We start from the raw sequence: 26,704 nt of genomic DNA, 5'->3' as shown, positions 1-26,704 counted from the left end.
TCATTCACTTGTTGTGTTATCGGAAAGCTTGGCCGCCACGATGGCGCGAACACGGGCCAGGTCTTCCGGTGTGTCCACACCGGCCGGCGGCGCGTCTGCTACGCATTCGACAGCAATATCGAAACCGTGCCACAGCATGCGCAGCTGTTCGAGTGCCTCGAACTGCTCCAGCGGTGCCGGCGCCAGCTGGCTGTAGGTATGCAGCAGGCTGGCACGGTAGGCGTACATGCCGATATGTCGGTACACCGGCAGGCCGGCCGGCAGGGTGTTGCGGTCGGCCGCGAAGGCGTCGCGGGCAAATGGGATGGGGGCGCGGCTGAAGTACAGCGCCCTGCCCTGTTTGTTCACCACCACCTTCACCACGTTCGGGTTGAACATGTCTTCTGCGAGGTGAATGTTGTGCGCCAGCGTCGCCATCGGCAGCGTACCGTCCTGCATCAGCGCCGCCAGGGCGTCGATCAGGGCGGGGTCGATCAGCGGCTCGTCGCCTTGCACATTCACCACCACCGCATCGTCGGGCAGCGCCAGCAGGCTGGCCACTTCGGCCAGGCGGTCGGTACCGCTGGGGTGGTCGGCGCGGGTCAGCACCACCTCCACTCCATGGGCCTGGCAGGCCGCGACAATGCTTGGATGATCGGTTGCCACGATCACGCGGCTGGCGGCCGACAGCGCCGCGCGCTCGGCCACACGTACCACCATCGGCTTGCCGCCGATGTCGGCCAGCGGCTTTTCCGGCAGGCGGCTGGACGACAGCCGTGCCGGAATCACCACCAGGAAGCCGCTCATTGCACTTCTTCCTCTGGCGGCAGCTCGCGGGCTTCGCCTTCCAGCATCATCGGGATGCCGTCGCGGATGGGGAACGCCAGGCGGTCACCCTTGCAGATCAGTTCCTGGTTGGCCTTGTTCAGTACCAGCGGGCCCTTGCACAGCGGGCAGACCAGGATTTCAAGAAATTTTGCGTCCATTGCTTTCTTTCAGTCGGGACAGTATCCACGCGGCCAGATCGGGTTCCAGCCTGGCCATGACAGGCAGAACCCATAGTCTAGCATGATTGACGCACTGCAACTTCACCGCGTCCTTGGCGGTAACGATGACGGCGTCGGCATCGGCTGGCAAGTCCGATTCTGCTAGCGGATGGTGATCCGGCAGTGCGATGCTGCGTTGCAAAACCACTCCCTGCTGTTGCAGGGTGGCAAAGAATCGATGCGGGTTGCCAATGCCGGCCAGCGCCACCACCTGTTCGGCGGCAAAATCGGCCGCGCAGCGGATTTCGGCAGGGTTGGCCGCACGGTAGAAGGCCCCCGGCGCCAGCGTCTGGCGAAAGCACGGTACCGAGGCCGGCAGCGCCAACTGCCCGGCATCACCACCGTTGACCACGATGGCGTCCACGCTGCGCAAGCGCGCCGGCGGTTCGCGCAAGGGGCCGGCAGGCAACAGGTGGCCGTTACCCAGCCCGCGCTCCCCGTCCAGCACCGCAATTTCCAGCGTACGGCCCAGCGCGTAGTGTTGCAGGCCGTCGTCACTGAGGATCAGCTGCAGGTCCGGATGCTGCGCCAGCAGCAGGCGGGCGGCGGCGATACGATCGCGCCCCACCGCTACCGGCGCGCCGGTAGCCGCCAGCAGCAAGGGCTCGTCGCCGACCAGGCTGGCTGGCGTCGCCGCCGACACCAGCGTGGGCTGGCGGTGGCTGCCGCCGTAACCGCGGCTGATTACCCCGGCCTTGACGCCGCGCGCGGCAAAATCGCGCAGCAGGCTTTCGGTGAGGGGTGTCTTGCCGACGCCGCCGACATTGATGTTACCGATGATCACCACCGGCACCGGCAGCGTGGTCACGGTCTTGATGCCACAGCGGTACAGCAGGCGGCGCAGCGCGGCCAACAGCGCAAACAGCCCTTCAGGCAGGGCCAGAAGGGCTGTCATCCACCAGACCGGGCGGTACCAGTGCCGCTCCAGGCGGCTCATGGCGTCACCGTTTGCGTGGCAAAGGTCAGCTGCGACAGGCCGGCCACGCGGGCCGCCTCCATCACCGACACCACGGCCTGATGGGTGGCCTGGGCGTCAGCGCTAATAATCACCACCGGGCTCTGCTTGCCGCTCGACAGCGTTTGCAGCAGTTTGGCCAGCGCCGCGACCGATTTATCGTCCGGGCGCCGGCCGTTGACCAGATAGTCACCACCGCGGCTCACTTCTACCCGCAGTTCGGCGTTTTTCTTTTCCTCGGCCTTGCCTTCGGCCTGCGGCAGGCTGACCTGCAGCTCCGAAAAGCGCGAGTACGTGGTGGTCACCATCAGGAAGATGAGGATCACCAACAGCAGGTCGATCAGCGGGATGAAATTGATTTCCGGCTCTTCCCGATGGCCGCGTCGACGAAAGTTCATGGCCGCTCCTAGTCGCCGTGGCGGTCGCCGTGGATGGCTTCCACCAGGCGTACAGCCTGGGCTTCCATTTCCACCAGGAAGTCATCCACGCGGGCACGGAAGTGGCGGTAGAAGATCATGCTGGGGATCGCCACGATCAAGCCGAAGGCGGTGTTGTACAGCGCCACCGAGATACCGTGCGCCAGTACGCGCGGGTCGGTGCCGGCGGGCGATTGCGAACCGAAAATCTCGATCATGCCGATGACGGTACCCAGCAGCCCCAGCAACGGTGCCATGGCCGCGATGGTGCCCAGCGTGGTCAGATAGCGTTCCAGTTCGTGAGCCACAATGCGGCCTTCGTCCTCGATGGCTTCTTTCATCACGTCGCGCGGGGCACCCGCCTGGCGCAGGCCGGCGGCCAACAGACGGCCCAGCGGCGAGTGGCTGCGCAGTTCGGCCACCATGTCCCGGCTGGCGCCGCCACGGCGCAACTGCTGTAGCGTTTGCGCCAGCAAGCCTTTGGGCACCACCAGCGCGCTGCGCAGGCTGTAGAATCGTTCAATGGTAATGGTCAGGGAGATGACGGAAGCGAGGATGATGGTCCAGATCGGCCAACCGGCGGCTTCAATGATAGACAGCACGAGAGATTTCTCCCTTTATTGAGCAAGCGCTAAACTTTATCGGGTAGGCGGCGGCGGCGCAACACGATTGCCACCAGGCGGCCAACTTAGAGCCACTGTCAGCTGTGTAGCGTAAGTACTGATTTTTTCAGGCGTTTTGCCAGCCATCCACAAAAACTGTGGATAACTCTGTGGATGACGGCCAGACAAGGCGCTATGTGCCTGTAAAAACAAGCCTGCAGCTACATTGCACACAAATTACACCACCAAGATAAGCCATTGTTTTTAAACGTTTTTGATTTTTTCAATTCCGACACACGCACCCCGCATGCATAAGCAATCGGCTTTCCTTTTCTTACACCCGCTCTGTGGATGACTTGACAAGCATGATTTTCGGCGCATCACAAAACGACGTCATCAGCGTCAGCTCCCTTAACCGCATGGCCCGCGACCTGCTGGAAAGCGGCCTGCCGCCGCTGTGGATTGGCGGCGAAATCTCCAACCTCACGCTCGCGGCATCCGGCCACGCCTACTTCTCGCTCAAGGATGCCGGCGCCCAGGTTCGTTGCGTGATGTTCCGTAACCGCTTGGCGGCATTGGGTTTCCGGCTGCAGGAAGGCATGCAGGTCGAACTGCGCGGCACCGTCACCCTGTACGAAGCGCGTGGCGACTATCAGATCAACGTCGACAGCATGCGCTCCGCCGGCCTGGGGCGACTGTATGAAGCCTACGAGCGGCTGAAGGCGCAGCTGGAACGCGAAGGCTTGTTCGACAATCGGCGCAAGCAGGCCCTGCCCGCCAACCCGCGCCGGGTGGGCATTGTCACCTCCCCTGCCGCCGCGGCGCTGCGCGATGTGGTGACTACCCTGCGCCGGCGCATGCCCAGCATTGACGTGGTGCTCTACCCCTGCCAGGTACAGGGCCAGACAGCAGCGCAGCAGATTGCCGCCGCCATCGCTGCGGCCAACCGCCGCCAGGAAGTCGACGTGCTGATCGTGTGCCGTGGCGGTGGCAGCATCGAAGACCTGTGGGCGTTCAATGAAGAAGCCGTCGCCCGCGCCATCGCCGCCAGCACGCTGCCGGTGGTCAGCGGTGTCGGCCATGAAACCGACTTCACCATCGCCGACTTCGTGGCCGACCGCCGCGCGCCCACGCCCACCGCCGCCGCCGAAATGGTATCGCCCAGCCGTGAAGCCATGCAGCAACAGCTGGACCTCACTCGCCGCCACCTGGAACGCGCGCTGGGCCGCCTGCTCACCGACAAGATGCAGCGCCTGGACTACCTGGGCCGCCGCCTACAACACCCGGGCGAGAAACTGCGCCGCCAGCAACAGGCACTGGCCAACCTGCAAGGCCGCCTGCAACGCAGCCTGCAACAAGGCCTGCAACGCCGACAGTGGCACGTGGCCAGCCTGCAGCAGCGGCTGACGACGCAACGCCCCGACATTGCGCGCCAGCAGCAACACCTGCAACACGCCGGCCAGGTGCTGCGCGCAGCTACCCATCAGCAACTGGGCTTGGCCACGCTGGCGCTGGGCAAGCTGGAAGCCACCCTGCTGGCAATGAACCCCGAGGCGGTGCTGGCCCGCGGCTACGCCATCGTGCAGCACGCCGACGGCCGCGTGGTGCGCTCCCCCGCCGAGCTGCAACACGGCGAGCAGGTACAGATCCAGCTGGCGGAAGGCCGTACCGCCGCCCGCATCGAACCGCTGCGCGGTACACAGAGCGAATTGCCGTTCTGAACCGGGTTGGCCGCAGCCGCGGCCAACCCGGCAAGCTGCTGCCAGAGCAAGCGCTTGACGCAGCAGCACAAATTATCGACGATGGCACAATTAAAACAATCGTTTCACATCACACACATGAACCATCGTCTCGCCAAAACCGTCTTCAACTTGTGGCCACCGTTCTGGGGCGCAGGCATCCGTGTATCGCGCATCGCCCCCGACTGGAAGCAGGTAGAAGTGCGCCTGCGTCTGGGCCTCTCCAACCGCAATTACGTCGGTGTGCACTTCGGCGGCAGCCTGTACGCCATGACTGATCCGTTCTACATGCTGATGACGCTGAAAAACCTGTGCAACGACTACATCGTGTGGGACAAAGCCGGCCGCGTCGACTACATCAAACCCGGCAAGGGCGTGGTAACCGCCCGTTTCCAGCTGCAGGACGCCTGGCTGGACGAAGTACGGGGCGCCACCGCGGGTGGCGACAAATACCTGCCGGAGCTGGAAGTGGACGTGGTGGACAGCCAGGGCGAGGTGGTGGCCCGCGTACACAAGACGCTGTACATCCGGCGCAAGAAAGGCCGCTAAGCCAGCCGGTGGCAGGTAACGGCATGTAGCATGCGGCCTACCAACAGCCCCCTGCGGCAGCACTGACAGGCAAGGCGCGATACAATACTATCCCAGTCAGTCCTGCATGCAGCCGGCCTGCATGCGCCCTTACGATCGCCCGCACGGAAGACTTATGAGCAAGGTTACGCCCGTTCTACTGCTGATTCTCGACGGCTTCGGCCACCGCCTGGAAGGCGACGACAACGCCATCCTCGCCGCCAACACCCCGAACTGGGACGCGCTGAAAGCACGCTATCCCTACGGCACCATCGACGCCTCCGAACACAATGTCGGCCTGCCCGGCGGCCAGTTCGGCAACTCCGAAGTGGGCCACCTCAACATCGGCGCGGGCCGCATCGTGCAGCAGGACATCAGCCGCATCGATTGCGATATCGAAGCCGGCACCTTTGCCAGCAACCCAGTCCTGGCACAAGCCATCGCCACCGCCAAAGCCAACGGCAGCACGCTGCACCTGATGGGCCTGCAGTCCGACGGCGGCGTGCACAGCCACGAAAACCACATTTTTGCGCTGATCCGCGCCGCCGAAGCGGCCGGGGTTGGCCGCATTGCCGTCCACGCCTTCCTCGATGGCCGCGACACGCCGCCGCGTAGCGCCGAAATCTACCTGCAACGCCTGCAGGACGTACTGGCCGACTGCCCGCACGCCCGCGTAGCCAGCGTCAGCGGCCGTTACTGGGCCATGGACCGTGACAAGCGCTGGGAGCGCATGGAAGGCGCCTACCGCGCCGTGGTAGAAGGCGAAGCCGAATTCCACGCCGACACCGCGCTGCAGGCACTGGCCGCCGCCTACGCCCGCGACGAGAACGACGAGTTCGTCAAACCCACGGTCATCGGCGCGCCGCTGAAAATGCAGGATGGCGACGTGGCCGTGTTCATGAACTTCCGCGCCGACCGCGCCCGCCAGCTGACCACCGCGCTGACCGACCCGGCCTTCGACGGCTTTGCCGTACGCCAGCCCAAGTTTGCGCTGTACGCCAGCCTCACCAGCTACGGCGAAGCCTACAAACACCCGGTGGCCTACGCGCCGCAGAAAATCAGCAACGGCCTGGGCGAATACCTGTCCGGCCTGGGCCTGAAGCAGCTGCGCATTGCCGAAACCGAGAAATACCCGCACGTCACCTACTTCTTCAACGGTGGCGAAGAACAGGTCTACCCGGGCGAAGACCGCATCCTGGTACCGTCGCCGAAGGTGGCCACCTACGACCTGCAGCCGGAAATGAACGCACCGGAAGTCACCGACAAGATCGTGGCGGCCATCCAGAGCGGCCAGTACGCGGCCATCATCTGCAACTACGCCAACGGCGACATGGTGGGCCACTCCGGCGTGTTCGACGCCGCTGTCAAAGCCGTGGAAGCGCTGGATAGCTGCGTGCAACGCTGCGTGGACGCCATGCTGGCCGCCGGGGGCGAAGTGCTGGTTACCGCCGATCACGGCAACTGCGAGCAAATGTTCGACAACCTGAACCATCAGCCGCACACCCAGCACACGCTGCAGAAAGTGCCGTTCCTGTACGTTGGCCGCCCGGCCCGCATCAAGGACGGTGGCGCGCTGCGCGACATCGCACCGTCGCTGCTGGCCATGATGGGCCTTGAACAACCGGCCGACATGACCGGCCAATCGCTGATCGAGTTCCAGTGAAAACACTGCTGTCGCTAACCCTGCTGGCCAGTGCCGCCGCCTTCGCGGCGCCGGCCGGCAAAGCGCTGGATCCTGCTGCCCCGCAGCAGGATCTGCAAAGCGTGCGCAAGGCCATTACCACCCTGCAGCAGGACATTGCGCAGAAGGAAGCCGCGCGCAAGCAAACCGCCACCGCCATCGCTGAATCGGAAGAGGCGCTGGAGGCGACCCACGCCGCGCTGAACGTGCTGGAGCAAAAGCAAGGCAACTCCAGCAGCCAGCTGGAGCAATACCAGCAGGAGCTGCTGGGCATCCGCATGAAGGTGGCGGAAACCCGCCAGCGCGTGGGCAAGCTGCTGGCCAGCACCTATAAACGCGGCCAGCACGACGCGATGAACCTGATGTTCAATCAGGGCGACCCCAACCAGGCCGCACGCGACCTCACCTACTACACCCATATTTCGCGCGCGCAGCAGGAACTGATTGCCAAGCTGCGCGACCAAGAAATTCAGCTGCAAGCCATTACCGAGCGCCTGGAAGACGAGTTGGTACGCCTGGGCCGCATGTCGGCCGAAAAAGTGCAGCAAAAGCGCCGCATCGAGGCCGCCAAGAACCAGCGCGAAGCGCAGGTCAGTCAACTGGACGCCAGCATCCGCACCCAGCAAACCCGGCTGCAGCAGCTGAAGGAAGACGAGAAACAACTGACCGTGCTGATCGCGCGCATCAATGCCGAGATCGAGCGCCGTCGCCAGGAAGCCATCAAGAAAGCCGCCGCCGCCAAGAAAGCGCGTGAAGAGGCCGCCAGGTTGGCCGCAGAGAAGCGCCGCCAGCAGATTGCCGAGGCCAAGAAGCAGGGCAAGAAACCGCCGCCGGAACCGGCCAAACCGGCCAAGCCGGAAGTGGTGGACGACGTGGTAGACGGCAGTGCCGCCGGCCGCGCCTTCAAGAGCCTGCAAGGCCGCATGAAGCTGCCGGTGGCCGGCGAAGTGGCCGGTCGCTTTGGCGCCGCACGCGGCGAAGGCAATAGCTGGAAAGGCCTGTTTATCCGCACCGCGCCGGGTACGCCGGTACGCGTTGTCGCTGATGGTACGGTAGTCTATGCTGACTGGCTGCGAGGCTTTGGCAACGCCATGATCATCGACCATGGCGGCAACTACCTCACCGTGTACACCGGCTTCTCGGCCATGGCCCGCGGCAACGGTGCCGCGGTCAAGGCCGGCGATGTGCTGGGCACCACCGGCAGCATGGAAAGCGGCGAAACCGGCCTGTATTTCGAGCTGCGCTACATGGGCAGACCAATCAATCCCCAATCCTGGGCACGCTGACCCGGGCAGAGACACTGAACATGACCCTATCACGTACAAGCAAGCTAGCCCTGATGACCACCGGTGCCGTACTGGGCGGTGCCCTCACCCTCAGCGTGCAGGCGTTTGCCGACAAGAACGACAGCGTGCTGCCGCTGAGCGAGCTGCGCATCTTTGCCGAGGTGTTCGGCCGCATCAAGCAGGACTACGTCGAGCCGGTCGAAGACAAAAAGCTGATCAACGAAGCGATCAAGGGCATGCTGTCCGGCCTCGACCCGCATTCGGACTACTTCGATCCGCAGGCTTTCAAGGAATTCCGCGAAGGCACCCAGGGCGAGTTCGGCGGCCTGGGCATCGAGATCGGCGCCGAAGACGGCCTGGTGAAAGTGGTAGCCCCCATCGAAGACACGCCAGCACAGAAGGCCGGCATCAAGAGCGGCGACCTGATCGTGAAGATCGACGACACCCCGGTACGCGGCCTGTCGCTGAACGACGCGGTCAAGCGCATGCGCGGCAAGCCGGGCACCAAGGTAACGCTCACCATCGCCCGCAAGACCGAATCCAAACCGCTGGTCTTTACCCTCACCCGCGCCGTCATCCAGACCAAGAGCGTGAAATCGCGCCTGCTGGAGCCGGGCTTCGGCTACGTGCGGGTGGCCCAGTTCCAGGAACACACGGTCGAGAACTTCGCCCAGGCGCTGAGCGGCCTGTACAAGGACAACAAGGCACCGCTGAAAGGCCTGGTGCTGGACCTGCGTGACGACCCGGGCGGCCTGCTGAACGGTGCAGTCGGCGTTTCCAGCGCCTTCCTGCCCAAAGACGCGCTGGTGGTGTACACCGAAGGCCGCGTTGCCGATGCGCAGATGCGCCTGTACGCCAACAGCAAGTACTACCTTCGCGGCAACACTCCGGACTACTACGCCAAAACCCCGGCCGAACTGAAAACCGTGCCGCTGGTGGTGCTGGTCAACGGCGGCTCCGCTTCGGCTTCCGAAATCGTGGCCGGCGCCCTGCAAGACCACAAGCGCGCCTTGATCGTCGGCACGCAAACCTTCGGCAAGGGCTCGGTACAGTCGGTACTGCCGCTGTCCAACGAAGGTGGCATCAAGCTCACCACGGCCCGTTACTTCACCCCGAGCGGTCGCTCCATCCAGGCCAAGGGCATCACGCCGGACATCATCGCCGAGGACGGTAGCGAAAACAGCGGCATCCGCATCCGCGAAGCCGATCTGGAAAAGCACCTGAGCAACCCGACGGGCGAAGAAGCCGCACCGGCCGCCAAACCGGCCAACAGCAAGGCTGGCACCACGACACCAGCCGCCAAACCGGCGGCCAAACCGGCCGTTGACGACGAGGGCAAGCCGGTTGACACCCAGCTCAATCAGGCCTTGAATGTACTGAAAGTGCAGCAGATCCTGCTGAAGAAAGCCGGCAACTGACGGGCATGCATGGCGTGTTCCGTCCGGGAGCACGCCATGCAGACCGCCGACCATTTCAAATGCCGCACGCTGAGGCTGGCCGAGCCCAGCCAGACCGCACACGCCGCGCATTTGCTGGCCGAGCAGTGCGGCATTCGTACCCGTGCCGACGTTCAGAGCGGCCAACTCACCCTGCTGTACGCCCTGCCGCAGCAATCGCTGGTGCAACTGCTGGCGGTCCTCGACCAGGCCGGCATCCACCTTGCCGCGCACCCTATCCACCGCCTGCAATGCCACCTCGCCTGTTACTGCGAACAGGTACAGCTGGACAACCTGCAATGCCCGCCCACCGCCACCAAGGGGCGCGAGGCGTTTTCCCGCTTGTACCAGCAGCACCCGCACGGCGACCAGGACGAGACCCCGGAAGAACTGCGGCTGGAAAAATAAGCCGCGCCGACGCCTGCGGCCAACCTTACCTGTCGTAACAGCCATGCCATATCAGGGCAACGGCATTCCTGCTACTCTTGCGTTTTTTCCGGCCTCAGCTGTTTGGAGCTGCCCATGCTGCATCCCGATTTCGTGCTGGCTTTCCGCGAAGCAGCACCCTACATCAATAATTTTCGCGGCAAGACCTTCGTCATTGCCGTCAATGGCGAATGCCTGGCACGCGGCAACCTGTACGGTCTGGCGCAGGATATCAACCTGCTGGTCAGCCTGGGAGTGCGCGTGGTGCTGGTGCACGGTGCCCGCCCGCAAATCGAAGAGCAACTGCGCCTGCGCGGCGTGCCGCGCCAGTTCCACAACGGCCGCCGCGTGACCGACGCGGTAACGCTGGAAGCGGTGAAGTCGGCCGTGGGTGGCCTACGCCACGACCTGGAAGCCTTCCTGTCGATGGGCATGCCCAATTCGCCGATGCACGGTGCCTGCCTGCGCGTAGCGGGTGGCAACTTTGTCACCGCACAGCCGCTAGGGGTGATCGACGGTACCGACATGCAATTCAGCGGCCGCGTGCGCAAGATCGACACCGCCGCCATCAACAAGCGCCTGGACCTGGGCGAGCTGGTGCTGATGTCGCTGATCGGCTACTCGCCCACCGGCGAAGCATTCAACATGACCATGGAAGAAGTGGCCTGCCAGACGGCTATCGAGCTGAAAGCGGAAAAGCTGATCTTCATGGTGCAAAGCAATGGCCTGGTGGACGCCGATGGCGTGCTGCACAGCGCCATCTCGGCCGAACAGGCCGAAACCATCTCGCAGCGCGGCATCGACAGCGAAGAAGTACGCATCAGCCTGCCCTACGCCATCCGCGCCACCCGCGAAGGCGTGGTGCGCTCGCACCTGGTCAGCCACAACGAAGACGGCGCGCTGCTGGTAGAGCTGTTTACCGACTTCGGCACCGGCACCATGATCGCGCGCGACTCGCTGGTGAAGGTACGCGAAGCCACCATCGAAGACGTGGGTGACATCCTGGCGCTGATCCGCCCGCTGCAGGAACAAGGCATCCTGATCAAGCGCAGCCGCGAACACCTGGAAATGCAGATCCGCCACTACGCCGTGCTGGAGCACGACGAGCGCATCTACGGCTGCGTAGCCATGCTGCCGTTCCGCGAAGACGGCATGGCCGAGCTGGCGTGCCTGGCCATCAGCCAGGAGCGCCGCAACGCCGGCTTCGGCGACCGCCTGCTCAAGCACGTGGAAGACCAGGCCCGGCTGCACGGCCTGAAAAAAGTGTTCATCCTCACCACGCAAACGGCGCACTGGTTCGCCGAGCGCGGCTTCCTGCCCGCCAGCGTGGACGACCTGCCGGCGGCACGGCGGGAACTCTACAACCACAACCGCCGCTCCAAGGTGCTGATCAAACCGCTGCAGGATTGAGCTGCCACAAGAAAATGATGCGGCAGGGGCGTACCCCTGCTGCTGTCACGGTTGGTTACCCGTCATCTCTGTGACACAATAAAAAGCTATCGTGTCACCACTTTTAGCAAGGAATGCATCATGGCAAGAATGGTTAACTGCGTTAAGCTCGGTCGCGAAGCCGAAGGCATGGACTTCCCGCCGCTGCCGGGCGCACTGGGCCAGCGCGTTTTCGCCGACGTTTCCAAGGAAGCCTGGCAAGGCTGGCTGCGTTACCAGACCATGCTGATCAACGAAAACCGCCTCAGCCTGGCTGACGCGCGTGCCCGCCAGTACCTGGCAGCGCAACTGGAAGCCTACTTCTACGGCCAGGGCGCCGACCAGGTTGCCGGCTTTACCCCGCAGCAATAAGCCCCCGCCCTCGTCCGAGGGCTTTTTTTGCACCACCCATTACCAGCATTGCATAAACCATGACCACGCCACACGACAACCTCCTCAACCGCGAACTGGGCCTGATCGAATTCAACCGCCGCGTGATGGCACAGGCTGAAGAAGAACGCCTGCCCATCCTGGAGCGGCTGAAATTCCTGTGCATCGTTTCGTCCAATATGGACGAGTTCTACGAGGTGCGCGTGGCATGGCTGAAAGAAGCCGCCCAGATCACGCCGGACCGCATTCTGGCCGACGGCAGCACGCCGGCCGAGGCGCTGGCCAAGGTATCGGCCGCGGCACACGAACTGGTGCGCGAGCAATACCGCCTGCTGCGCGAGGAAATCTTCCCGGCACTGCGTGACGAAAACATCCTGTTCCTGCGCCGTAACGAGTGGGATGCCGCGCAGAAAGCCTGGATCAGCGACTACTTCTTCCGCGAGCTGATGCCCATCCTTACCCCTATCGGTCTGGACCCGTCGCACCCGTTCCCGCGCCTGCTGAACAAGAGCCTGAACTTCATCGTGGAGCTGGAAGGCACCGACGCCTTCGGCCGCGAGTCCGGCATTGCCATCGTGCAGGCGCCGCGCATCCTGCCGCGCGTCATCAAGCTGCCGGCCGAGCTGGCCCCGGACGGCGCCGACACCTTCGTGTTCCTGTCGTCCATCCTGCACTCGCACGTGCAAGAGCTGTTCCCCGGCATGCTGGTGAAAGGCTGCTACCAGTTCCGCGTCACCCGCGACAGCGACCTGTCGGTAGACGACGAAGACGTGAAAAACCTGCGTACCGCACTGCAGGGCGAACTGCGCCAGCGCCAGTACGGCGACGCGGTACGGCTGGAGATTGCCGACACCTGCCCGGCACACATGGAAGAATTCCTGCTCACCACGTTCGGCCTGCAAAAGCCGGACGTCTTCCGCGTGGACGGCCCGGTAAACCTGGTGCGCCTGATGCAGGTGCCAGACTTCGTCGAACGTCCGGAAACCAAGTTTGCGCCGTTCCAGGCCACGCTGCCGGCCATCCTGGAAAAGAAAACCCCGCTGTTCGAGGCCATCCGCAAGGGTGACATCCTGCTGCACCACCCGTTCCAGACCTTCCAGCCGGTGATCGACCTGCTGACCCAGGCCGCCAGCGACCCGGCCGTGGTCGCCATCAAGATGACGGTGTACCGCACCGGTACCGACTCGGTACTGATGGACTCGCTGATCGCCGCCGCCCGCGCCGGCAAGCAAGTGACCGTGGTGGTAGAGCTGATGGCGCGCTTCGACGAAGAGGCCAACATCAGCTGGGCCACCCGCCTGGAAGACGCCGGTGCCCACGTGGTATACGGCGTGTTCGGCTACAAGATCCACGCCAAGATGCTGCTGGTGGTGCGCCGCGAGGAAGGCCAGCTGCGCCGCTACGTGCACCTGGGCACCGGTAACTACCACCCGCGTACCGCCCGCCTGTATACCGACTTCGGCCTGCTGACCTGCAACGAAGAAATTGCCACCGACGTCAACGACCTGTTCGTGCAGATTACCGGCCTGGGCCGTGCCGGCGAACTGAAGCACCTGTACCAGTCGCCGTTCACGCTGCACAACATGATCATCAGCGCCATCGACCGCGAGATCGAGCACGCACAAGCCGGCCGCCCGGCGCAGATCATCGCCAAGATGAACGCGCTGCTGGAGCCGCAGGTGATCCGTGCGCTGTACCGCGCCAGCCAGGCCGGGGTGAAGATCACGCTGATCGTGCGTGGCGTCTGCGCGCTGCGTCCGGGCGTGGAAGGGCTGTCGGAAAACATCTCGGTGCGCTCCATCGTTGGCCGCTTCCTGGAACACACCCGCGTGTTCTATTTCTACAACGACAAGGCCGAAGACCTGTTCATCTCCAGCGCCGACTGGATGGGCCGCAACTTCTTCCGCCGCATCGAAACCTGCGTGCCTATCCTGGACGCCAAGCTCAAGCGCCGCATCATCCGCGAAGGCCTGAAGATGTACCTGGAAGACAATACCAACGCCTGGGAAATGCAATCGGACGGCAGCTACCGCCGCCGCGTTGCCCGCGGCAAGGGCCGTTGTGCACAGGAAACGCTGCTGCTGGAATACACCGGCTAAGCACTCGCGCAAGGTTGGCCGCCACGGCGCCCCGGAACTTCCGGCGGCGCCGTTTTACTTAGCAAGGTCAACATAAGGAGCAAGCATGAGCTTTGACTGGAGCTGGGCCGGCTACGCGCTGGCGGTGATCATGATGCTGATCGGGCTGGCCGGTACCATTTACCCCGCCCTGCCCGGCCTGGCGCTGCTGGGCGGCGGCATGCTGCTGGCGGCCTGGCTGGGAGAATTTGCCGTGGTGGGCAGTACTGCACTGATCATCATCGCCGTGCTGGCGGTATTCGGCATGGTGATGGAAAACCTGGCCGGCTTTCTGGGCGCCCAGAAAAGCGGCGCCAGCCGGCAGGCGCTGATCGGCGCCTTCATCGGCGGTTTGGTCGGCATGTTTCTGGGCTTGGTGGGCGCCATCATCGGGCCCATCGTCGGCGCCGTCATCGGCGAGCTGCAGGCGCGCCGCTCGCTGCAGCAAGCGGGCAAGGTGGGCGTGGCTACCTTCATCGGCTTTCTGGCCGGCACCGTGATCAAGATCGCCTGCGCTTTTGCCATGCTGGCGGTGTTTGCCACCGCGCTGCTGTTCTAAAACGGCGCCGGGCAGTCCAGTTGCAGCCATTCGCCGCTTACCGGGTGCGGCAGGCCCAGCTGGCAAGCGTGCAGCAACAGCCGTGGCGCGGCGGCCAGGCCTTCCGGCGTGGCGTACAGCCCGTCGCCCAGGATCGGGTGGCCCAGTGCCTGCATGTGCACGCGCAGCTGGTGGGTGCGGCCGGTATGCGGCGTCAGCGACACGCGGCTGACGTCGCGTTCGGCGTCGTAGGCCAGTACCTGGTAGCCGGTATGCGACGGCTTGCCGATGGCGTGGTCAACAATCTGCCGCGGCCGGTTGGGCCAGTCGGTAATCAGCGGCAGGTGGATGTCGCCGCTGGCGGGCTGTAGTTGGCCGCAGACGATCGCCTCGTAGCGCTTGTGCAGCTGGCGGCCGGCAAATGCCATCGACAGCGTGCGTTGCATCGCCTCCCCCCGCGCCAGCAGCAGGATACCCGAGGTGCCCATGTCCAGCCGGTGCACGATCAGCGCGTCCGGCACACGCCGCTGTACACGCTGGATCAGGCAATCCTGACGCGCCTCGCCGCGCCCCGGCACCGACAGCAAGCCCGCCGGCTTGTCCACCACCAGCAGGTAGTCGTCCTGATACAACAACGACAGGCCGGTATCGGGCGGCGGGTTGTAGTGTTCCAGCGTGTGCGGTGAGCTCATCGGCAGCCAAGGGTCAAAAAAGCAGGCGGCGATTATCCGGCATTTTGACGCGCAGCGGCAAACCGTACCGCCTATTGAAATGTGCACACCGCGGCCTCACGCTATAGGCATACGCTTCCTCCACCGACTGCAGAGAGCCCACCATGCCGGAACGTTTCTACCTCGACCCGTACCAGACCACGCTGCACACCACCGTCCTCAGCCACGATGAGCGCGGCCTGGTGCTGGCCGACACGCTGTGCTACCCGCTGGGTGGCGGCCAACCGGGTGATACGGCCACGCTGCAACTGGCCGATGGCAGCCAGCTGGCTATCACCGACACCCGCCGCGACAAGGCCAGCCGCGAGATCGTGCACCAGCTGGCCGCCGGCAGCCCGCAGCTGGCCGCCGGTAGTGCTGTGACGCTGCAGCTCGACTGGGCGCGCCGCCATCGCCACATGCGCGTACACACCTGCCTGCACTTGCTGTCGTGCGTGATCCGCGCCGGCGTCACTGGCGGCAACCTCACCGCCGATAGCGGCCGGCTGGATTTCGACCTGCCGGAAGGCATGGAGCTGGACCGCGACCACATCGAACGCGAACTGAACGCGCTGATTGCGGCCAACCATGCGGTAACGGTGCAGATGACCAGCGGCGAGGCCCTGCGCGCGCAGCCCGAGCTGATCAAGACCATGTCGGTGACGCCGCCGCTGGACCTGCCCGAGATCCGCCTGATCGCCATCGACGGTATCGACCTGCAGCCCTGTGGCGGCACACACGTGCGCCAGACCGGTGAAATCGGCCAGGTGCTGGTGAAGAAAATCGAAAGCAAGGGCGCGCGTAACAAACGGGTGGTGATTGCGCTGGCTGACTAGAGCCTGTTGACACGCTTGCTTGCAGCAGCGCAGGAGCGGGAAGTTATCCAATGTACAGATCGGCGCTGCGCTGGGCGATGCCCGGCGCCAGCCCGACAACGCCGCAGCGGGAAGCTTGTCGGGCCCTAAAAACGGGGCAGCGGCACCTGGCGCCAGGCGCTGGCCAGGCGCTGCACCATGGCCGGCGGCATGTGCACCGAACAGGTAAACCACGACACCAGCGCGCCCAGTTCCGGGCCGGCCGCCAAGGTGCCTGGCGCCAGCCGCGACAGCGCGGCACGGGTGGCAAACAGCACCCGGATACGCTGCCCCTGCAGCATGGCCACGGCCTCCTGCAACGACTGGCTGCGTGCCGGCACCGGCAGCCCGCGTTGCTGCAACACGCTGGCCACGCCTTCGCCAAACACCATCTGCTGCGTCAGCGTGACTGTCGCCAGCTCGCTAAGGGCCAGGGCGTCGCCAGGGCGAGTGAACAGCTGCGCCTGCGTCTGCCCCATCGGAAACACGTACTGCATGCCTGCTGGCGCCGGCACGTTGGCCGGTAGCGTCACCGCACTGCAGGCATCGTCTTGCAGCTGCATCGATTGCTGGATGCGCGGGCGGCTGGCGATGAACATCGACAAGCTCACCCCGGCATGGCCGGCCATGTGCTGCAGCAAGTCGGCGTACAGGCCGGCCGGCTTGCCGTCGCGTTCTTCATAGATACCGGGCAGGGACGGCAGATAGAAACGCACCGTTTCCGCACGCAGGTTCAGGCACACGCCGCCAAGCAACACGGCTATCAGCACGCAACGCAGCATGGGGCCTCCGTTCACGACAACGCTGCTTCAGCATAGTTGGCCGCAACGGGCATGACAGCCCGGAAAGGGTGGCAGGTTCAATCGTCGGGGAAAGCGCACTCGTCGCACGCCAGGGTATGGATGCTCATATCGTTCAGGCACAGCAGCGTCAGCGCCCGGCCGTAGACTGCGCCGGTGTCGAGGTACAGCACGTTGTCGCGCTGCCGCGCCAGCTGCACCGGGGTGTGGCCGACGCACAACATATCGATACCGGCGACGCGCTGGCGTGGCTCGCCGCGCAGGCGTTGCCGCGACCATAACGCTTCGTGGCGCACGGTCTGGCCACTGCGACACGGCGCCAGCTCGCCGGAAGCCAGCCGCGCCTGGAAGGCAATCCAGTCGTCTTCCGGGCAGTCGGCATGAATCAGGCCGATGCTGCGTCCACCCACCTCCACTTCCATCGCCAGCGGCATGGCAGCAAACACGCTGCGGTAGCGTTGCTGCTGGCCGTCGGGCATATCGATGAACCAGTCGCCGCCGTTGCGCAGGTAACGCTCGCGCCAGGCCGGGCTGGCGTCGTAATCGATCGCCATCTGCTCGTGGTTACCGCGCACGGCAAACAGCCACATCTGCGCCAGCCAGTCCAGCACCTGCAGCGAGCCGGGGCCACGGTCTACCAGGTCGCCCACCGACAGCAGGCGGTCGCGCTGCGGGTCGAACAGCACCTGCCCCAGCAGGCGCGATAGCGTCTCGAAGCAGCCGTGCACGTCACCCACGACAAAGTCGCGGCCAACATCATTGGCGGGCAATCGGCGGAAGGCAGCAAACACGGCAAGGGTCCGGTGTGAGGGTGGCCTGCCATTATGCCGCCCGCCTAGGCAGCCGTCACCCTGCGAGCACCGGCCAGCTCAGCGTGCGGTAATCCGGCAGACCGTCCACGTACGGCAGTGCCACTTCGCCTTGCAGCATCGGCCGCACGTGCTCGGCAAAAGCGGGCGTCACCGCCAGGCCATCCTCCGCGATAAACGCGGCCGGCAGCCGGCGCTCCAGCCCGGCCACCGTGGCCAGTGGCACCGGCGTCACGATCCAGTCGTCCGCACTGCGCTGCAGACCTGCCATCACCCCGCCCTGCCCGGCCAGCGCCCAGTGCACGCAGGCGGCCCCGGCGGCGTAGGCCAGCCTGGCGTCGGTAGCCGAAGCCAGGTGCATGGCGGCGCGCTGCTGGCAGTCCACCAGCGCCACGTGGGCGTGCACGCCCAGCTGTGCTTGCAGCCGTTGCGCAAGCCAGGCGCCAGCGCCGCCCAGCTGCTCGTGGCCGTACACCGCGTCGGCGTGCATCTGCGCCACGAAACGGCCATCGGCCTGGCGCAACCCCTCGGCCACCGCAATGGCGCAGTAACCGTCCCGCGCCAGCCGTTGCTGCACCGCCTGCAGTACGCGGGCCTCGTCAAACGCTACTTCGGGCAGCAACAGCAAGGGCGCCGGCTCGCCATCCGGCGCCGCCAGGCTGCAGGCTGCGGCCAACCAGCCGACGTGGCGACCCATAGTTTCCATGATGAATACCCGGCCGCGCGCCATGCTGCGCATATCGTGGATGACCTCGCGCAGGCTGCTGGCCAGATATTTGGCTGCCGACGGAAAGCCGGGGCTGAAGTCGGTGCCTTCCAGGTCGTTATCGATGGTTTTGGGCACGCCCAACGCTTGCAATGGCAGGTCGAAACGTTGTGCCAGCTCGCCCAGCGCCAGCGCGGTTTCCATCGAACCGTTGCCGCCGTTGAGCAGCACATAGCCGATATCGAAGCGGCGCAGCACGTCGGCCAGCTGCTGCCACGACTGCGGGTCGGCCGCGTACGGTGCCAGAATCTGGCGGCTGGTACCGAAGCTGGCGCCGGGTAGCCAGCCCAGGCGCTGGATGTTGGCCGCCGCTGCCGCGCTGCAGTCGTACAGCTGGCCTGCCAGCAAGCCGGCCAGGCCGTTGGCCGCCGCGCAGACCGGCACGCCAAGGGTACGCGCGGTTTCGATGACGCCTTGCGCCGAACGGTTGAGGACGGCGGTAGGGCCGCCGGATTGCAGATAGAGCAGGCGTGGCATGATGATCTCCCGGATGGATGCAGACCATTGTAGTACCAGACAGCCACCTCGCCTTGCGCTGGCGCAAGCGGCTGCGGCCAACCTTACCGCCGTCGGCCGGCCAGCAAAAAGCCCTGCATGCAACAGCAAGCAGGGCCGGAGATGAGCGCAATAGCGGGCGGGCTCAGATGTCCACTTCGGCTTCGTTACCCTTGGCTTCCATCCAGCTGCGGCGACTGCTGGCCTCGCCCTTGCCCATCAGCATGATGAACATGTCGCGTGTGGTCTGCATGGCGCCGGGGCGTACCTGCACGCGCGACAGGCGGCGGGTGTCCGGGTTCATGGTGGTGTCCTTCAGTTGCTCCGGGTTCATCTCGCCCAAGCCCTTGAAGCGGGAGATGCTCCACGCGCTTTCCTTGACGCCCTCGCTGCGCAGGCGGTCGAGGATGGCGTCCATCTCGCCATCATCTAGCGCGTACAGCTTGCGTGGCGGGCGGTTCTTGCCCTGGCCGGGCACATCCACGCGGAACAGCGGCGGCTGCGCGATGTAGATATGGCCCTGTTCGATCAACTTGGGGAAGTGGCGGAAGAACAGCGTCAGCAGCAGCACCTGGATGTGCGAACCGTCCACGTCGGCGTCGGACAGGATGGCGATCTTGCCGTAACGCAGGCCGCTCAGGTCCGGCGTGTCGTCCACACCGTGCGGGTCGACACCGATGGCCACCGAGATATCGTGGATTTCGGCGTTGGAGAACAACTGGTCCTTGTCGGTTTCCCAGCTGTTCAGCACCTTGCCGCGCAGCGGCAGGATGGCCTGGTATTCCTTGTCGCGTGCCAGCTTGGCCGAACCGCCAGCCGAGTCACCCTCAACCAGGAACAGCTCGTTGCGTTCGATATCCTCGCTCTCGCAATCGGTGAGCTTGCCGGGCAGCACGGCCACGCCGGAGCCTTTTTTCTTCTCGACCTTCTTCACCGACTTAAGCCGGCTTTGCGCCTGGCGGATGGCCAGCTCGGCGATCTTCTTGCCGGCTTCCACGTGCTGGTTCAGCCACAGCTCTACCGGGTCGCGCGCCAGGCCGGACACCAGCTTCAGCGCGTCGCGGCTGGTGAGTTTGTCCTTGGTCTGGCCCTGGAACTGCGGGTCCAGCACACGGGCCGACAGCACAAAGCGCACGCGGCTCCAGACGTCTTCCGCCATCAGCTTGACGCCGCGCGGCAGCAGGTTGTGGTGGTCGACAAAGCTTTTCACCGCCTCGAACACGCCGGCGCGCAGGCCGGCTTCGTGGGTACCGCCAGACGGTGTGGGGATCAGGTTGACGTAGCTTTCACCGCTGGCACCGTCCTCGAACCAGGCCATCGCCCATTGTGCACCCTCGCCCTTGGCGAACTGCTCGTGGTCTTCGCCGATGTACGCCTCGCCGGCAAACAGCGGCGCAATCGGCTCGTCGTCACCGCACAGCTCTGCCAGATAGCTCTTCAGGCCTTCCGGGTACTGCCACACCTTCACCTCGTCGCCGCTGGGGCGCTCGATGGTCAGCGTGACCGCCACGCCGGGCAGCAGTACCGCCTTGGCGCGCAGCAGGCGCTCCAGCTCCGGCATCGAGTAGCGCGGGCTTTCAAAGTACTTACCGTCCGGCCACACCCGCACGCGGGTGCCGCTGGTGCGCGGGCCGCAGTCGCCCACACGGGCCAGCGGCTCGATGACGTCGCCGCCGGCAAACACCAGCCGGTGCACGCCGCCTTCGCGTTTGACCTCTACCTCCAGCCGGGTGGACAGCGCGTTGGTGACCGACACCCCCACACCGTGCAGGCCGCCAGAGAAGGCGTAGGCGCCGCCGTCTTTCTTGTTGAATTTGCCGCCGGCGTGCAGGCGGGTAAACACCAGTTCCACCACCGGTACACCTTCCTGCGGGTGCAGGCCGACCGGAATGCCGCGGCCGTCGTCTTCCACGGTCAGCGAACCATCCAGGTGTACGGTGACCGCGATCTTGCGGGCAAAGCCACCCAGCGCCTCGTCGGCGGCGTTATCGATCACTTCCTGGCAGATGTGGGTGGGATCGGTGGTACGGGTGTACATGCCGGGCCGCTCTTTGACCGGCTCCAGCCCCTTGAGTACGCGTACCGAGGATTCGTCGTAATGTTGTTGTGTCATGTGTCTGTCAGCACGATGGGCGCCGCAGCAGCGACGCCAGTTGTTGTTGGTGACGGCGGGCCAGCAGCAGCTGGGCCAGGATGGCGCCACACAGCGCCAGGAACATGTCCCACTGGGTGTCCCACGGGTCGCCCTGCGTGGCGAGGAACGCGTCGGCACCGGCGCCCAGGGCCAGCGCGGCCCACCATTCGATCAATTCGTAAAACGCCGAGAACGCCAGGCAGAAGCAGGTTGCCAGAAACGCCAGCCAGCGGCCGGCCAGGCCGGTACCGCGCTGGATCACTTCCCGCGCCAGGATGGCAGGAAAGAAGCCCTGCGCCAGATGGCCGATACGGTCGTAGTGGTTGCGGCTGAAATCAAACGCGTCCTGCAGCCAGAAGCCCAGCGGCGTCAGCGCGTAGGTGTAGTGCGCGCCCACCAGCAGGATGATGGCGTGCAGCGCCATCGCCCATGCGGCCAACCTGGTCCACGGGTAACGGCCCCAGCATAACCACGCCAGCGGCAGGCCGACGACGGCCGGAATGGCCTCCATCCACCAGGTAGTGGTGTCATGTGGCTGCCAGGCAGACCAGGCAGCGACAACGGCCACGACTGCAAACGCAGTGCGTGGCCGTGGCAAAGGTTCGGTATGCAAGCCTTAGCCCTCGTCTGGCAAGCTCGGCGCGTCCCCGGCGATGCGCGCCAGGTAATCACGACGGCTTTCTACCCCTTTCAGGAAACGGGTCAGCTCGGTGAGCGCCCGCTCGTAGACGTCTTTCTTGAACTCGATCACCGCGTCGACCGGCGCCCAGTAATCATTCCAGCGCCAGCCGTCAAATTCGGGGTGATTGGTCGCACGAAGGCATACATCGCAATCCCGGCCTACCAGCTTCAGCAAGAACCAGATCTGCTTTTGCCCGCGATAGCTACCGCGCCACTCGCGACGCACCCAGTTGGTGGGTACGTCGTAGCGCAGCCAGTCGCGGGTGCGACCCAGGATCTTGACGTGTTGCGGCAGCAAGCCCACTTCTTCCAGCAGCTCGCGATACATCGCGGCCTCGGGGCTTTCGCCAGGTTTGATGCCTCCTTGCGGAAACTGCCACGAGTGCTCGCGCACCCGCTTGCCCCAGAACACCTCATGCTTGTGATTGATGAGGATGATTCCGACATTGGGGCGGTATCCGTCCCGGTCCAGCATGGAAAAACCTGCAAATTCGTTAGTTGGCAGGATTTTTGCACATTTCCCGTCGCCGCGCACGGCTCACCGTCGCATCGTTGTCACATCGCTTTGCATAACCATACAAAACCGTTAAATATAATTGACACCCAACACTGGCAGCCCCTAAAACTGTGGGCTGTCTCCTCCGCAAGGGCCTGTCATGCGTTACCTGCTACCGCTTTGTACCGTACGCATTCCTTGCCATGTTTCCCTGGGCGTGTTCGAGCAACCGCTAAGTGCCACCGGCAATGCCGGCCTGTTGGCACCGGCTATCGTCTCGACACTTTCAAGGAACCCTGCCCATGAGCACCCTGCACGACTGGCTGCAACAGCACGCCATCACCCACATTGAATGCCTGTTTGCCGACCTCAACGGCCAGGCGCGCGGCAAACTGGTACCGGTTAGCCACTACCCCGCCAGCGGCGAGTTGCGCTTTCCGCAAGTCAGCCTGATCCAGAGCTGGATGGGCGACCCGCAACAACAGCTGGTACCCGAAACCGACCCCGATCTGGTTTTGCTGCCCGACGATACAACGCTGAGCCTCAAGCCCAGCACGGGGCGACGTATTGCCCAGCTTATCCACGACTGTCACGACCGCCAGGGCGCGCCGGTGCCGTTTGCGCCTCGCAACGTGCTCAAACGTGTGCTGGCCGCGTTTGCGGCCGATGGCCTGACACCGGTCGTGGCGCCGGAAATCGAGTTCTACCTGTTGGCCGCCGACGGCAGCCAGAACGAGCCGGTATCGCCGGCCTATGCGCTGGACCACGCCTGGCAACACGAAGCCTTCTTTGCCGAGCTGGAACAGCACTGCCACCAGCAAGGCATCGCCACCGACACCCTGCTGCACGAGGTAGGCAACGGCCAGTACGAGCTGAACTTGCAGCACGGCCCGGCGCTACAACTGGCCGACCAGGTGTTTTTGCTCAAACGCACGCTACGCAACCTGGCGCGCCAGCACGGTCTGCAGGCCTGCTTCATGGCCAAGCCGTTTGCCCGCCACGCCGGCAGCGCCATGCATATCCACCAGAGCTTGCTGGACAGCGATGGCCGCAATGCCTTCAGCCAGGCAGACGGCAGCGAGCATCCGCGCTTCCGCCACTATATCGCGGGCCTGCAACACTATCTGCCGCACGCCATGCTGCTGTTTGCGGCCAACCCCAATGCCTATCGCCGGCTGGCGCCGCACACCGCCGCGCCCATCAACGTGGAATGGGGCTACGACAACCGTACCTGCGGCCTGCGGGTGCCGGAAAGCGGCCCGCAAGCCCGGCGCGTGGAAAACCGCCTGCCCGGTATCGACGCCAACCCCTACCTGGCACTGGCGGCCACCCTGGCCTGCGGCTTGCTTGGCATCCGTGAACAACGCGAGGCCACGCCACCGTGCAGCAACAGCGCCTACGCGGCAGCAGCCACCTTGCCGGATAGCCAGGCCAAAGCGCTAGCCGCGCTGCAAGCCTGCGACGCGCTGCAGGAACTGCTGGGCAGCGGGTTCTGTCAGGTATTCGCCGAGCTCAAACAGCTTGAGCAGGCACATTTCCAGCAACAGGTTACCCCCTGGGAATGGGCGTATCTCGCCCCCCAAGCCTGACCCCGCACGCTACAATGCGGGCTGCGTCAGGTAGTAGTTGAGCAATTTTGTGCAAAGGTTTTTAATTGGCCCATCGGCATAATCAAGCCGCGACATGAAATAAGCAGTCACACTGCAAGGAGAACTTGATGAAGCAAACCACTCTGGCTCTGGCCACCACGCTGGCTCTCACCGCCGTATCCGGTACCGCCCTGGCCGCCAGCAAGGAGCTGAACGTCTACAACTGGTCGGACTACATTGCCGAGTCCACGCTGCCGAACTTCCAGAAAAGCACCGGCATCAAGGTGCGCTACGACGTCTACGACAGCAACGAGATCCTGCAGGCCAAGATGCTGACCGGCAAGTCCGGCTACGATCTGGTACACCCGTCCAATACCTTCCTCGCCAAACAGATCCAGGCCAACCTGTACCAGCCGATCGACAAGGCCAAGATCCCTAACTACAAAGACCTGGACCCGGAACTGATGAAGCTGATGACCAGCTTCGACCCGGGCAACAAGTTTGCCGTGCCCTACTTCTGGGGCATGAACACCATCGGCATCAACAGCGACAAGGTCAACAAGGCGCTGGGCGGCAAGCTGCCGGCCAACGAGTGGGACCTGCTGTTCAAGGCCGAGAACGTCTCCAAGCTGAAAAGCTGCGGCGTCAGCATGCTGGACTCCCCGGCTGAAGTGTTCCCCATCGTGCTGCACTACATGGGCAAAAACCCGGCCACCACCAATGAGGCCGATTACAAAGCCGCCGCTGCCCTGCTGAAGCCGCTGCGCCCGTACATCACCCGCTTCTCGTCGTCCGGTTACATCAACGAACTGTCCGGCGGCTCGCTGTGTCTGGTACTGGGCTACGGTGGTGACCTGAACATCGCCAAGACCCGCGCCGAAGAAGCCAAGAATGGCGTGAAGATCCAGCCGCTGGTACCGAAAGCCGGCGTCGGCATCTGGGTTGACAGCATGGTCATCCCGAAAGACGCCAAGAACGTCGACAACGCCCTGGCGTACATCAACTACGTGCTGGACCCGAAAGTGTCTGCGGCCAACGCCAACGCCGTGACTTACGCCCCCGGCAGCCTGGCCGCCCGCCAGTTCATCGACAAGAAGCACCTGTCCAACCCGTCTATCTTCCCGGGCAAGGACGTGGTCGCCAAGAGCTTCGTGATGCCCTCGATGGATGCCAAGACCCAGCGCCTTACCACCCGCCTGTGGCAAGAGTTCAAGACAGGCAAATAAGCACAAGGGGCCGGGGAAACCGGCCCTTTTTTTTATCACTGGTGGTAGCATGCTTTAATCGCATTCCAACCCGATTAAGGCCTCATGCTGTTTCTTGCGCCAACCGATCCCCTGCGCTCGCTGCCCGGCATTTCCCTTGCCCCCGACGCAGTCAGCATCCTGCACCACGCCGCCGATTACCGAGAACACCTGCTGGCGCTGATCCGGCAAGCCAAGCGCCGTATCCACCTGTGCGCGCTGTACCTGCAACAAGACGAAGGCGGCCAGCAGATCCTGGATGCACTGTACGCAGCGGCGGCGGCCAACCCGCGCCTGGACATCAAACTGTTTGTCGATGCACACCGCGCCCGCCGCGGCCTCATCGGGCATGGCAAACAGGAAGGCAATGCCGCCTGGTACCGCCAACAGGCACAAGCTCATCCGCAGCCAAGGCTGGCCATTTATGGCGTACCGGTGCAAACCCGCGAGCTGTTTGGTGTCATGCACCTGAAAGGCTACGTCGTCGACGATACCGTGCTATACAGCGGCGCCAGCCTCAACAATGTCTACCTGCACGTCGGCGAACGCTACCGCTTTGACCGCTACCATCTGATTCACAGCCCGGCGCTGGCAGATAGCCTGTCCGGGTACATGCTCGACTATCTGGCCGCAGCGCCTGCCGTACTACGCCTGGATCAGCCCATCACCGTCGACAAAGGCAGCCAGAACCGCGCTACCCGATTGTTCCGCAAACAGCTGGCGCGCAGCCAATACCAAGTGGTCGATAGTGCTCCCTGCAATAGCGGGCTCAGCATCCACCCGATAGTCGGTGTTGGCCGCAATAACCGCTTCAACAAACTACTGGAACGCCTGCTGCACAGCGCCCAGCAACGCATCAGCATTTGCACCCCATATTTCAACCTGCCCAAACCGCTGCTGAAGGCGATCGATCAGGCACTAGTGCGGGGCGTGCAGGTGGAAATCATCGTCGGCGACAAGACTGCCAACGACTTTTACATCCCGCCCAGCGAGCCGTTCAAGGTAATCGGCGGCCTGCCGTACCTGTACGAAATGAACCTGCGCCGCTTCGCCCGGCAGCATCAGGGGGCCATCGACCGGGGACAGCTCCAGCTAAGGCTGTGGAAAGACGGCGATAACAGTTATCACCTGAAGGGGGTATGGGTAGACCAGCACCTGCAGCTGATCACCGGCAACAACCTCAACCCGCGCGCCTTCCGGCTCGACCTGGAAAACGGCCTGCTCATCCACGACCAGCACGGTCAACTACAAAGCATCACCGAGCGCGAACTGGCCAATATCCGCCAGCACACAAGCGTACTCAGCCATTACCGCCAGCTGGAACGCCTGGAGCACTATCCCGACAAAGTGCGCAAGCTGCTGGCCAGACTCAACCGCTTCCGGCTCGACAAGCTCTTCCACCGCCTGCTCTGAGTACCAACAAAGAATAGAAAGCCCGCGCCAGCGGGCTTTTTCATGACAGCATTGCCAACCGCCAGCTGCCAGATCGATAGCCGTAGCCCGGCATAAGCCGCAGGCGC

26 protein-coding genes are annotated in these 26,704 nt (G+C 64.2%); 14 read left to right on the top strand and 12 right to left on the bottom strand.

Features of this window, described 5'->3' with window-relative positions; genetic code table 11:
- From kdsB to FLQ03_RS14585, 5 genes are read right to left on the bottom strand one after another with little or no spacing between them, the layout of a single operon-like run.
- Positions 1-786, bottom strand: a complete 786-nt coding sequence (gene kdsB, locus FLQ03_RS14605) for a 3-deoxy-manno-octulosonate cytidylyltransferase (protein WP_144373659.1) — start codon at positions 784-786, stop codon at positions 1-3.
- On the bottom strand, positions 783-965 hold the full coding sequence (locus FLQ03_RS14600) for a Trm112 family protein (protein ID WP_144373658.1): 183 nt from the start codon (positions 963-965) through the stop codon (positions 783-785). Before FLQ03_RS14600 ends, kdsB begins: the two co-directional genes overlap by 4 nt.
- Entirely contained in the window at positions 946-1,962 is a 1,017-nt protein-coding gene (gene lpxK, locus FLQ03_RS14595) for a tetraacyldisaccharide 4'-kinase (RefSeq protein ID WP_144373657.1), read from the bottom strand. The genes FLQ03_RS14600 and lpxK overlap by 20 nt, the downstream gene beginning before the upstream one ends.
- Positions 1,959-2,378: an ExbD/TolR family protein gene (locus FLQ03_RS14590; RefSeq protein WP_144373656.1), complete on the bottom strand. Its 420-nt coding sequence runs from the start codon at positions 2,376-2,378 to the stop codon at positions 1,959-1,961. Before FLQ03_RS14590 ends, lpxK begins: the two co-directional genes overlap by 4 nt.
- An 8-nt stretch (positions 2,379-2,386) precedes the next feature.
- Positions 2,387-2,998: a MotA/TolQ/ExbB proton channel family protein gene (locus FLQ03_RS14585; protein WP_144373655.1), complete on the bottom strand. Its 612-nt coding sequence runs from the start codon at positions 2,996-2,998 to the stop codon at positions 2,387-2,389.
- A 365-nt stretch (positions 2,999-3,363) separates the two neighbouring features.
- Here FLQ03_RS14585 and xseA point away from each other — a divergent pair, with 365 nt between their 5' ends.
- From xseA to FLQ03_RS14535, 10 genes are all read left to right on the top strand, one after another.
- Positions 3,364-4,719 (top strand): exodeoxyribonuclease VII large subunit, encoded by a 1,356-nt coding sequence (gene xseA, locus FLQ03_RS14580; RefSeq protein ID WP_144373685.1) that lies wholly within the window; start codon positions 3,364-3,366, stop codon positions 4,717-4,719.
- A 117-nt stretch (positions 4,720-4,836) separates the two neighbouring features.
- Positions 4,837-5,286: a DUF4442 domain-containing protein gene (locus FLQ03_RS14575; RefSeq protein WP_144373654.1), complete on the top strand. Its 450-nt coding sequence runs from the start codon at positions 4,837-4,839 to the stop codon at positions 5,284-5,286.
- A 154-nt stretch (positions 5,287-5,440) separates the two neighbouring features.
- On the top strand, positions 5,441-6,967 hold the full coding sequence (gene gpmI / locus FLQ03_RS14570) for a 2,3-bisphosphoglycerate-independent phosphoglycerate mutase (RefSeq protein ID WP_144373653.1): 1,527 nt from the start codon (positions 5,441-5,443) through the stop codon (positions 6,965-6,967).
- Positions 6,964-8,271 carry a murein hydrolase activator EnvC family protein gene (locus FLQ03_RS14565; protein ID WP_144373652.1) on the top strand — a complete coding sequence of 436 codons (1,308 nt, stop codon included), beginning with the start codon at positions 6,964-6,966 and terminating at the stop codon, positions 8,269-8,271. The genes gpmI and FLQ03_RS14565 overlap by 4 nt, the downstream gene beginning before the upstream one ends.
- 20 nt (positions 8,272-8,291) lie before the next feature.
- Entirely contained in the window at positions 8,292-9,689 is a 1,398-nt protein-coding gene (locus FLQ03_RS14560; protein ID WP_144373651.1) for a S41 family peptidase, read from the top strand.
- Positions 9,690-9,725: 36 nt separating this feature from the next.
- The gene (locus FLQ03_RS14555) at positions 9,726-10,115 is read left to right on the top strand and encodes a hypothetical protein (protein ID WP_144373650.1); all 390 of its coding nucleotides are present in this window, start codon (positions 9,726-9,728) and stop codon (positions 10,113-10,115) included.
- Between the two features lie 114 nt (positions 10,116-10,229).
- On the top strand, positions 10,230-11,543 hold the full coding sequence (argA, locus tag FLQ03_RS14550; protein ID WP_144373649.1) for an amino-acid N-acetyltransferase: 1,314 nt from the start codon (positions 10,230-10,232) through the stop codon (positions 11,541-11,543).
- Positions 11,544-11,663: 120 nt separating this feature from the next.
- Positions 11,664-11,933: an oxidative damage protection protein gene (locus tag FLQ03_RS14545; RefSeq protein WP_144373648.1), complete on the top strand. Its 270-nt coding sequence runs from the start codon at positions 11,664-11,666 to the stop codon at positions 11,931-11,933.
- Between the two features lie 59 nt (positions 11,934-11,992).
- Positions 11,993-14,050 carry a polyphosphate kinase 1 gene (gene ppk1 / locus FLQ03_RS14540; protein WP_144373647.1) on the top strand — a complete coding sequence of 686 codons (2,058 nt, stop codon included), beginning with the start codon at positions 11,993-11,995 and terminating at the stop codon, positions 14,048-14,050.
- Between the two features lie 85 nt (positions 14,051-14,135).
- Positions 14,136-14,627: a DUF456 domain-containing protein gene (locus FLQ03_RS14535; RefSeq protein WP_144373646.1), complete on the top strand. Its 492-nt coding sequence runs from the start codon at positions 14,136-14,138 to the stop codon at positions 14,625-14,627.
- Here the strand turns inward: FLQ03_RS14535 and FLQ03_RS14530 are convergent.
- Entirely contained in the window at positions 14,624-15,298 is a 675-nt protein-coding gene (locus tag FLQ03_RS14530; protein ID WP_144373645.1) for a pseudouridine synthase, read from the bottom strand. The two genes, FLQ03_RS14535 and FLQ03_RS14530, sit on opposite strands and share 4 nt — an antisense overlap.
- 143 nt (positions 15,299-15,441) lie before the next feature.
- On the opposite strand from FLQ03_RS14530, the gene FLQ03_RS14525 reads away from it, so the two are divergent.
- The gene (locus tag FLQ03_RS14525; protein WP_144373644.1) at positions 15,442-16,152 is read left to right on the top strand and encodes an alanyl-tRNA editing protein; all 711 of its coding nucleotides are present in this window, start codon (positions 15,442-15,444) and stop codon (positions 16,150-16,152) included.
- Between the two features lie 125 nt (positions 16,153-16,277).
- On the opposite strand, the gene FLQ03_RS14520 is transcribed toward FLQ03_RS14525, so the two are convergent.
- The 6 genes from FLQ03_RS14520 to FLQ03_RS14495 all read right to left on the bottom strand — a co-directional run bounded on the left by FLQ03_RS14520 (position 16,278) and on the right by FLQ03_RS14495 (position 22,330).
- On the bottom strand, positions 16,278-16,967 hold the full coding sequence (locus FLQ03_RS14520) for a hypothetical protein (RefSeq protein WP_147674748.1): 690 nt from the start codon (positions 16,965-16,967) through the stop codon (positions 16,278-16,280).
- A gap of 62 nt (positions 16,968-17,029) precedes the next feature.
- The gene (locus tag FLQ03_RS14515) at positions 17,030-17,761 is read right to left on the bottom strand and encodes a metallophosphoesterase (RefSeq protein WP_144373642.1); all 732 of its coding nucleotides are present in this window, start codon (positions 17,759-17,761) and stop codon (positions 17,030-17,032) included.
- Positions 17,762-17,816: 55 nt separating this feature from the next.
- A complete protein-coding gene (locus FLQ03_RS14510; RefSeq protein ID WP_144373641.1) occupies positions 17,817-19,022 on the bottom strand; it encodes a diphosphate--fructose-6-phosphate 1-phosphotransferase in 1,206 nt (401 codons plus the stop codon).
- Between the two features lie 163 nt (positions 19,023-19,185).
- Positions 19,186-21,153, bottom strand: a complete 1,968-nt coding sequence (gene parE, locus FLQ03_RS14505; protein WP_144373640.1) for a DNA topoisomerase IV subunit B — start codon at positions 21,151-21,153, stop codon at positions 19,186-19,188.
- A 7-nt stretch (positions 21,154-21,160) separates the two neighbouring features.
- A complete protein-coding gene (locus FLQ03_RS14500) occupies positions 21,161-21,772 on the bottom strand; it encodes a DUF2238 domain-containing protein (RefSeq protein WP_472210038.1) in 612 nt (203 codons plus the stop codon).
- A gap of 18 nt (positions 21,773-21,790) precedes the next feature.
- Positions 21,791-22,330, bottom strand: a complete 540-nt coding sequence (locus tag FLQ03_RS14495) for an RNA pyrophosphohydrolase (RefSeq protein ID WP_144373638.1) — start codon at positions 22,328-22,330, stop codon at positions 21,791-21,793.
- 323 nt (positions 22,331-22,653) lie between these two features.
- On the opposite strand from FLQ03_RS14495, the gene FLQ03_RS14490 reads away from it, so the two are divergent.
- The 3 genes from FLQ03_RS14490 (at position 22,654) to pssA (ending at position 26,597) form a co-directional block, all read left to right on the top strand.
- Positions 22,654-23,940 (top strand): glutamine synthetase family protein, encoded by a 1,287-nt coding sequence (locus tag FLQ03_RS14490; protein ID WP_144373637.1) that lies wholly within the window; start codon positions 22,654-22,656, stop codon positions 23,938-23,940.
- A 128-nt stretch (positions 23,941-24,068) separates the two neighbouring features.
- A complete protein-coding gene (locus FLQ03_RS14485) occupies positions 24,069-25,166 on the top strand; it encodes a polyamine ABC transporter substrate-binding protein (RefSeq protein WP_144373636.1) in 1,098 nt (365 codons plus the stop codon).
- Between the two features lie 84 nt (positions 25,167-25,250).
- Positions 25,251-26,597, top strand: a complete 1,347-nt coding sequence (gene pssA / locus FLQ03_RS14480) for a CDP-diacylglycerol--serine O-phosphatidyltransferase (RefSeq protein ID WP_144373635.1) — start codon at positions 25,251-25,253, stop codon at positions 26,595-26,597.
- Positions 26,598-26,704: the final 107 nt, after the last annotated feature.

Source organism: Vogesella urethralis, from assembly GCF_007644045.2.
Taxonomy (GTDB): Bacteria; Pseudomonadota; Gammaproteobacteria; order Burkholderiales; family Chromobacteriaceae; genus Vogesella; species Vogesella urethralis.
This window is presented reverse-complemented; position numbering and strand designations above follow the sequence as displayed.

Excerpts from the sequence above, each read along its gene's own strand:
- FLQ03_RS14560 (WP_144373651.1), top strand. The coding sequence starts at position 8,292 with ATGACCCTATCACGTACAAGCAAGCTAGCCCTGATGACCACCGGTGCC.
- argA (WP_144373649.1), top strand. The coding sequence starts at position 10,230 with ATGCTGCATCCCGATTTCGTGCTGGCTTTCCGCGAAGCAGCACCCTAC.
- kdsB (WP_144373659.1), bottom strand. The coding sequence starts at position 786 with ATGAGCGGCTTCCTGGTGGTGATTCCGGCACGGCTGTCGTCCAGCCGC.
- FLQ03_RS14535 (WP_144373646.1), top strand. The coding sequence starts at position 14,136 with ATGAGCTTTGACTGGAGCTGGGCCGGCTACGCGCTGGCGGTGATCATG.
- FLQ03_RS14530 (WP_144373645.1), bottom strand. The coding sequence starts at position 15,298 with ATGAGCTCACCGCACACGCTGGAACACTACAACCCGCCGCCCGATACC.
- FLQ03_RS14525 (WP_144373644.1), top strand. The coding sequence starts at position 15,442 with ATGCCGGAACGTTTCTACCTCGACCCGTACCAGACCACGCTGCACACC.
- FLQ03_RS14545 (WP_144373648.1), top strand. The coding sequence starts at position 11,664 with ATGGCAAGAATGGTTAACTGCGTTAAGCTCGGTCGCGAAGCCGAAGGC.
- FLQ03_RS14600 (WP_144373658.1), bottom strand. The coding sequence starts at position 965 with ATGGACGCAAAATTTCTTGAAATCCTGGTCTGCCCGCTGTGCAAGGGC.
- parE (WP_144373640.1), bottom strand. The coding sequence starts at position 21,153 with ATGACACAACAACATTACGACGAATCCTCGGTACGCGTACTCAAGGGG.
- ppk1 (WP_144373647.1), top strand. The coding sequence starts at position 11,993 with ATGACCACGCCACACGACAACCTCCTCAACCGCGAACTGGGCCTGATC.
- FLQ03_RS14510 (WP_144373641.1), bottom strand. The coding sequence starts at position 19,022 with ATGCCACGCCTGCTCTATCTGCAATCCGGCGGCCCTACCGCCGTCCTC.
- pssA (WP_144373635.1), top strand. The coding sequence starts at position 25,251 with ATGCTGTTTCTTGCGCCAACCGATCCCCTGCGCTCGCTGCCCGGCATT.
- FLQ03_RS14590 (WP_144373656.1), bottom strand. The coding sequence starts at position 2,378 with ATGAACTTTCGTCGACGCGGCCATCGGGAAGAGCCGGAAATCAATTTC.
- FLQ03_RS14555 (WP_144373650.1), top strand. The coding sequence starts at position 9,726 with ATGCAGACCGCCGACCATTTCAAATGCCGCACGCTGAGGCTGGCCGAG.
- FLQ03_RS14495 (WP_144373638.1), bottom strand. The coding sequence starts at position 22,330 with ATGCTGGACCGGGACGGATACCGCCCCAATGTCGGAATCATCCTCATC.
- FLQ03_RS14575 (WP_144373654.1), top strand. The coding sequence starts at position 4,837 with ATGAACCATCGTCTCGCCAAAACCGTCTTCAACTTGTGGCCACCGTTC.
- gpmI (WP_144373653.1), top strand. The coding sequence starts at position 5,441 with ATGAGCAAGGTTACGCCCGTTCTACTGCTGATTCTCGACGGCTTCGGC.
- lpxK (WP_144373657.1), bottom strand. The coding sequence starts at position 1,962 with ATGAGCCGCCTGGAGCGGCACTGGTACCGCCCGGTCTGGTGGATGACA.
- FLQ03_RS14485 (WP_144373636.1), top strand. The coding sequence starts at position 24,069 with ATGAAGCAAACCACTCTGGCTCTGGCCACCACGCTGGCTCTCACCGCC.
- FLQ03_RS14490 (WP_144373637.1), top strand. The coding sequence starts at position 22,654 with ATGAGCACCCTGCACGACTGGCTGCAACAGCACGCCATCACCCACATT.
- xseA (WP_144373685.1), top strand. The coding sequence starts at position 3,364 with ATGATTTTCGGCGCATCACAAAACGACGTCATCAGCGTCAGCTCCCTT.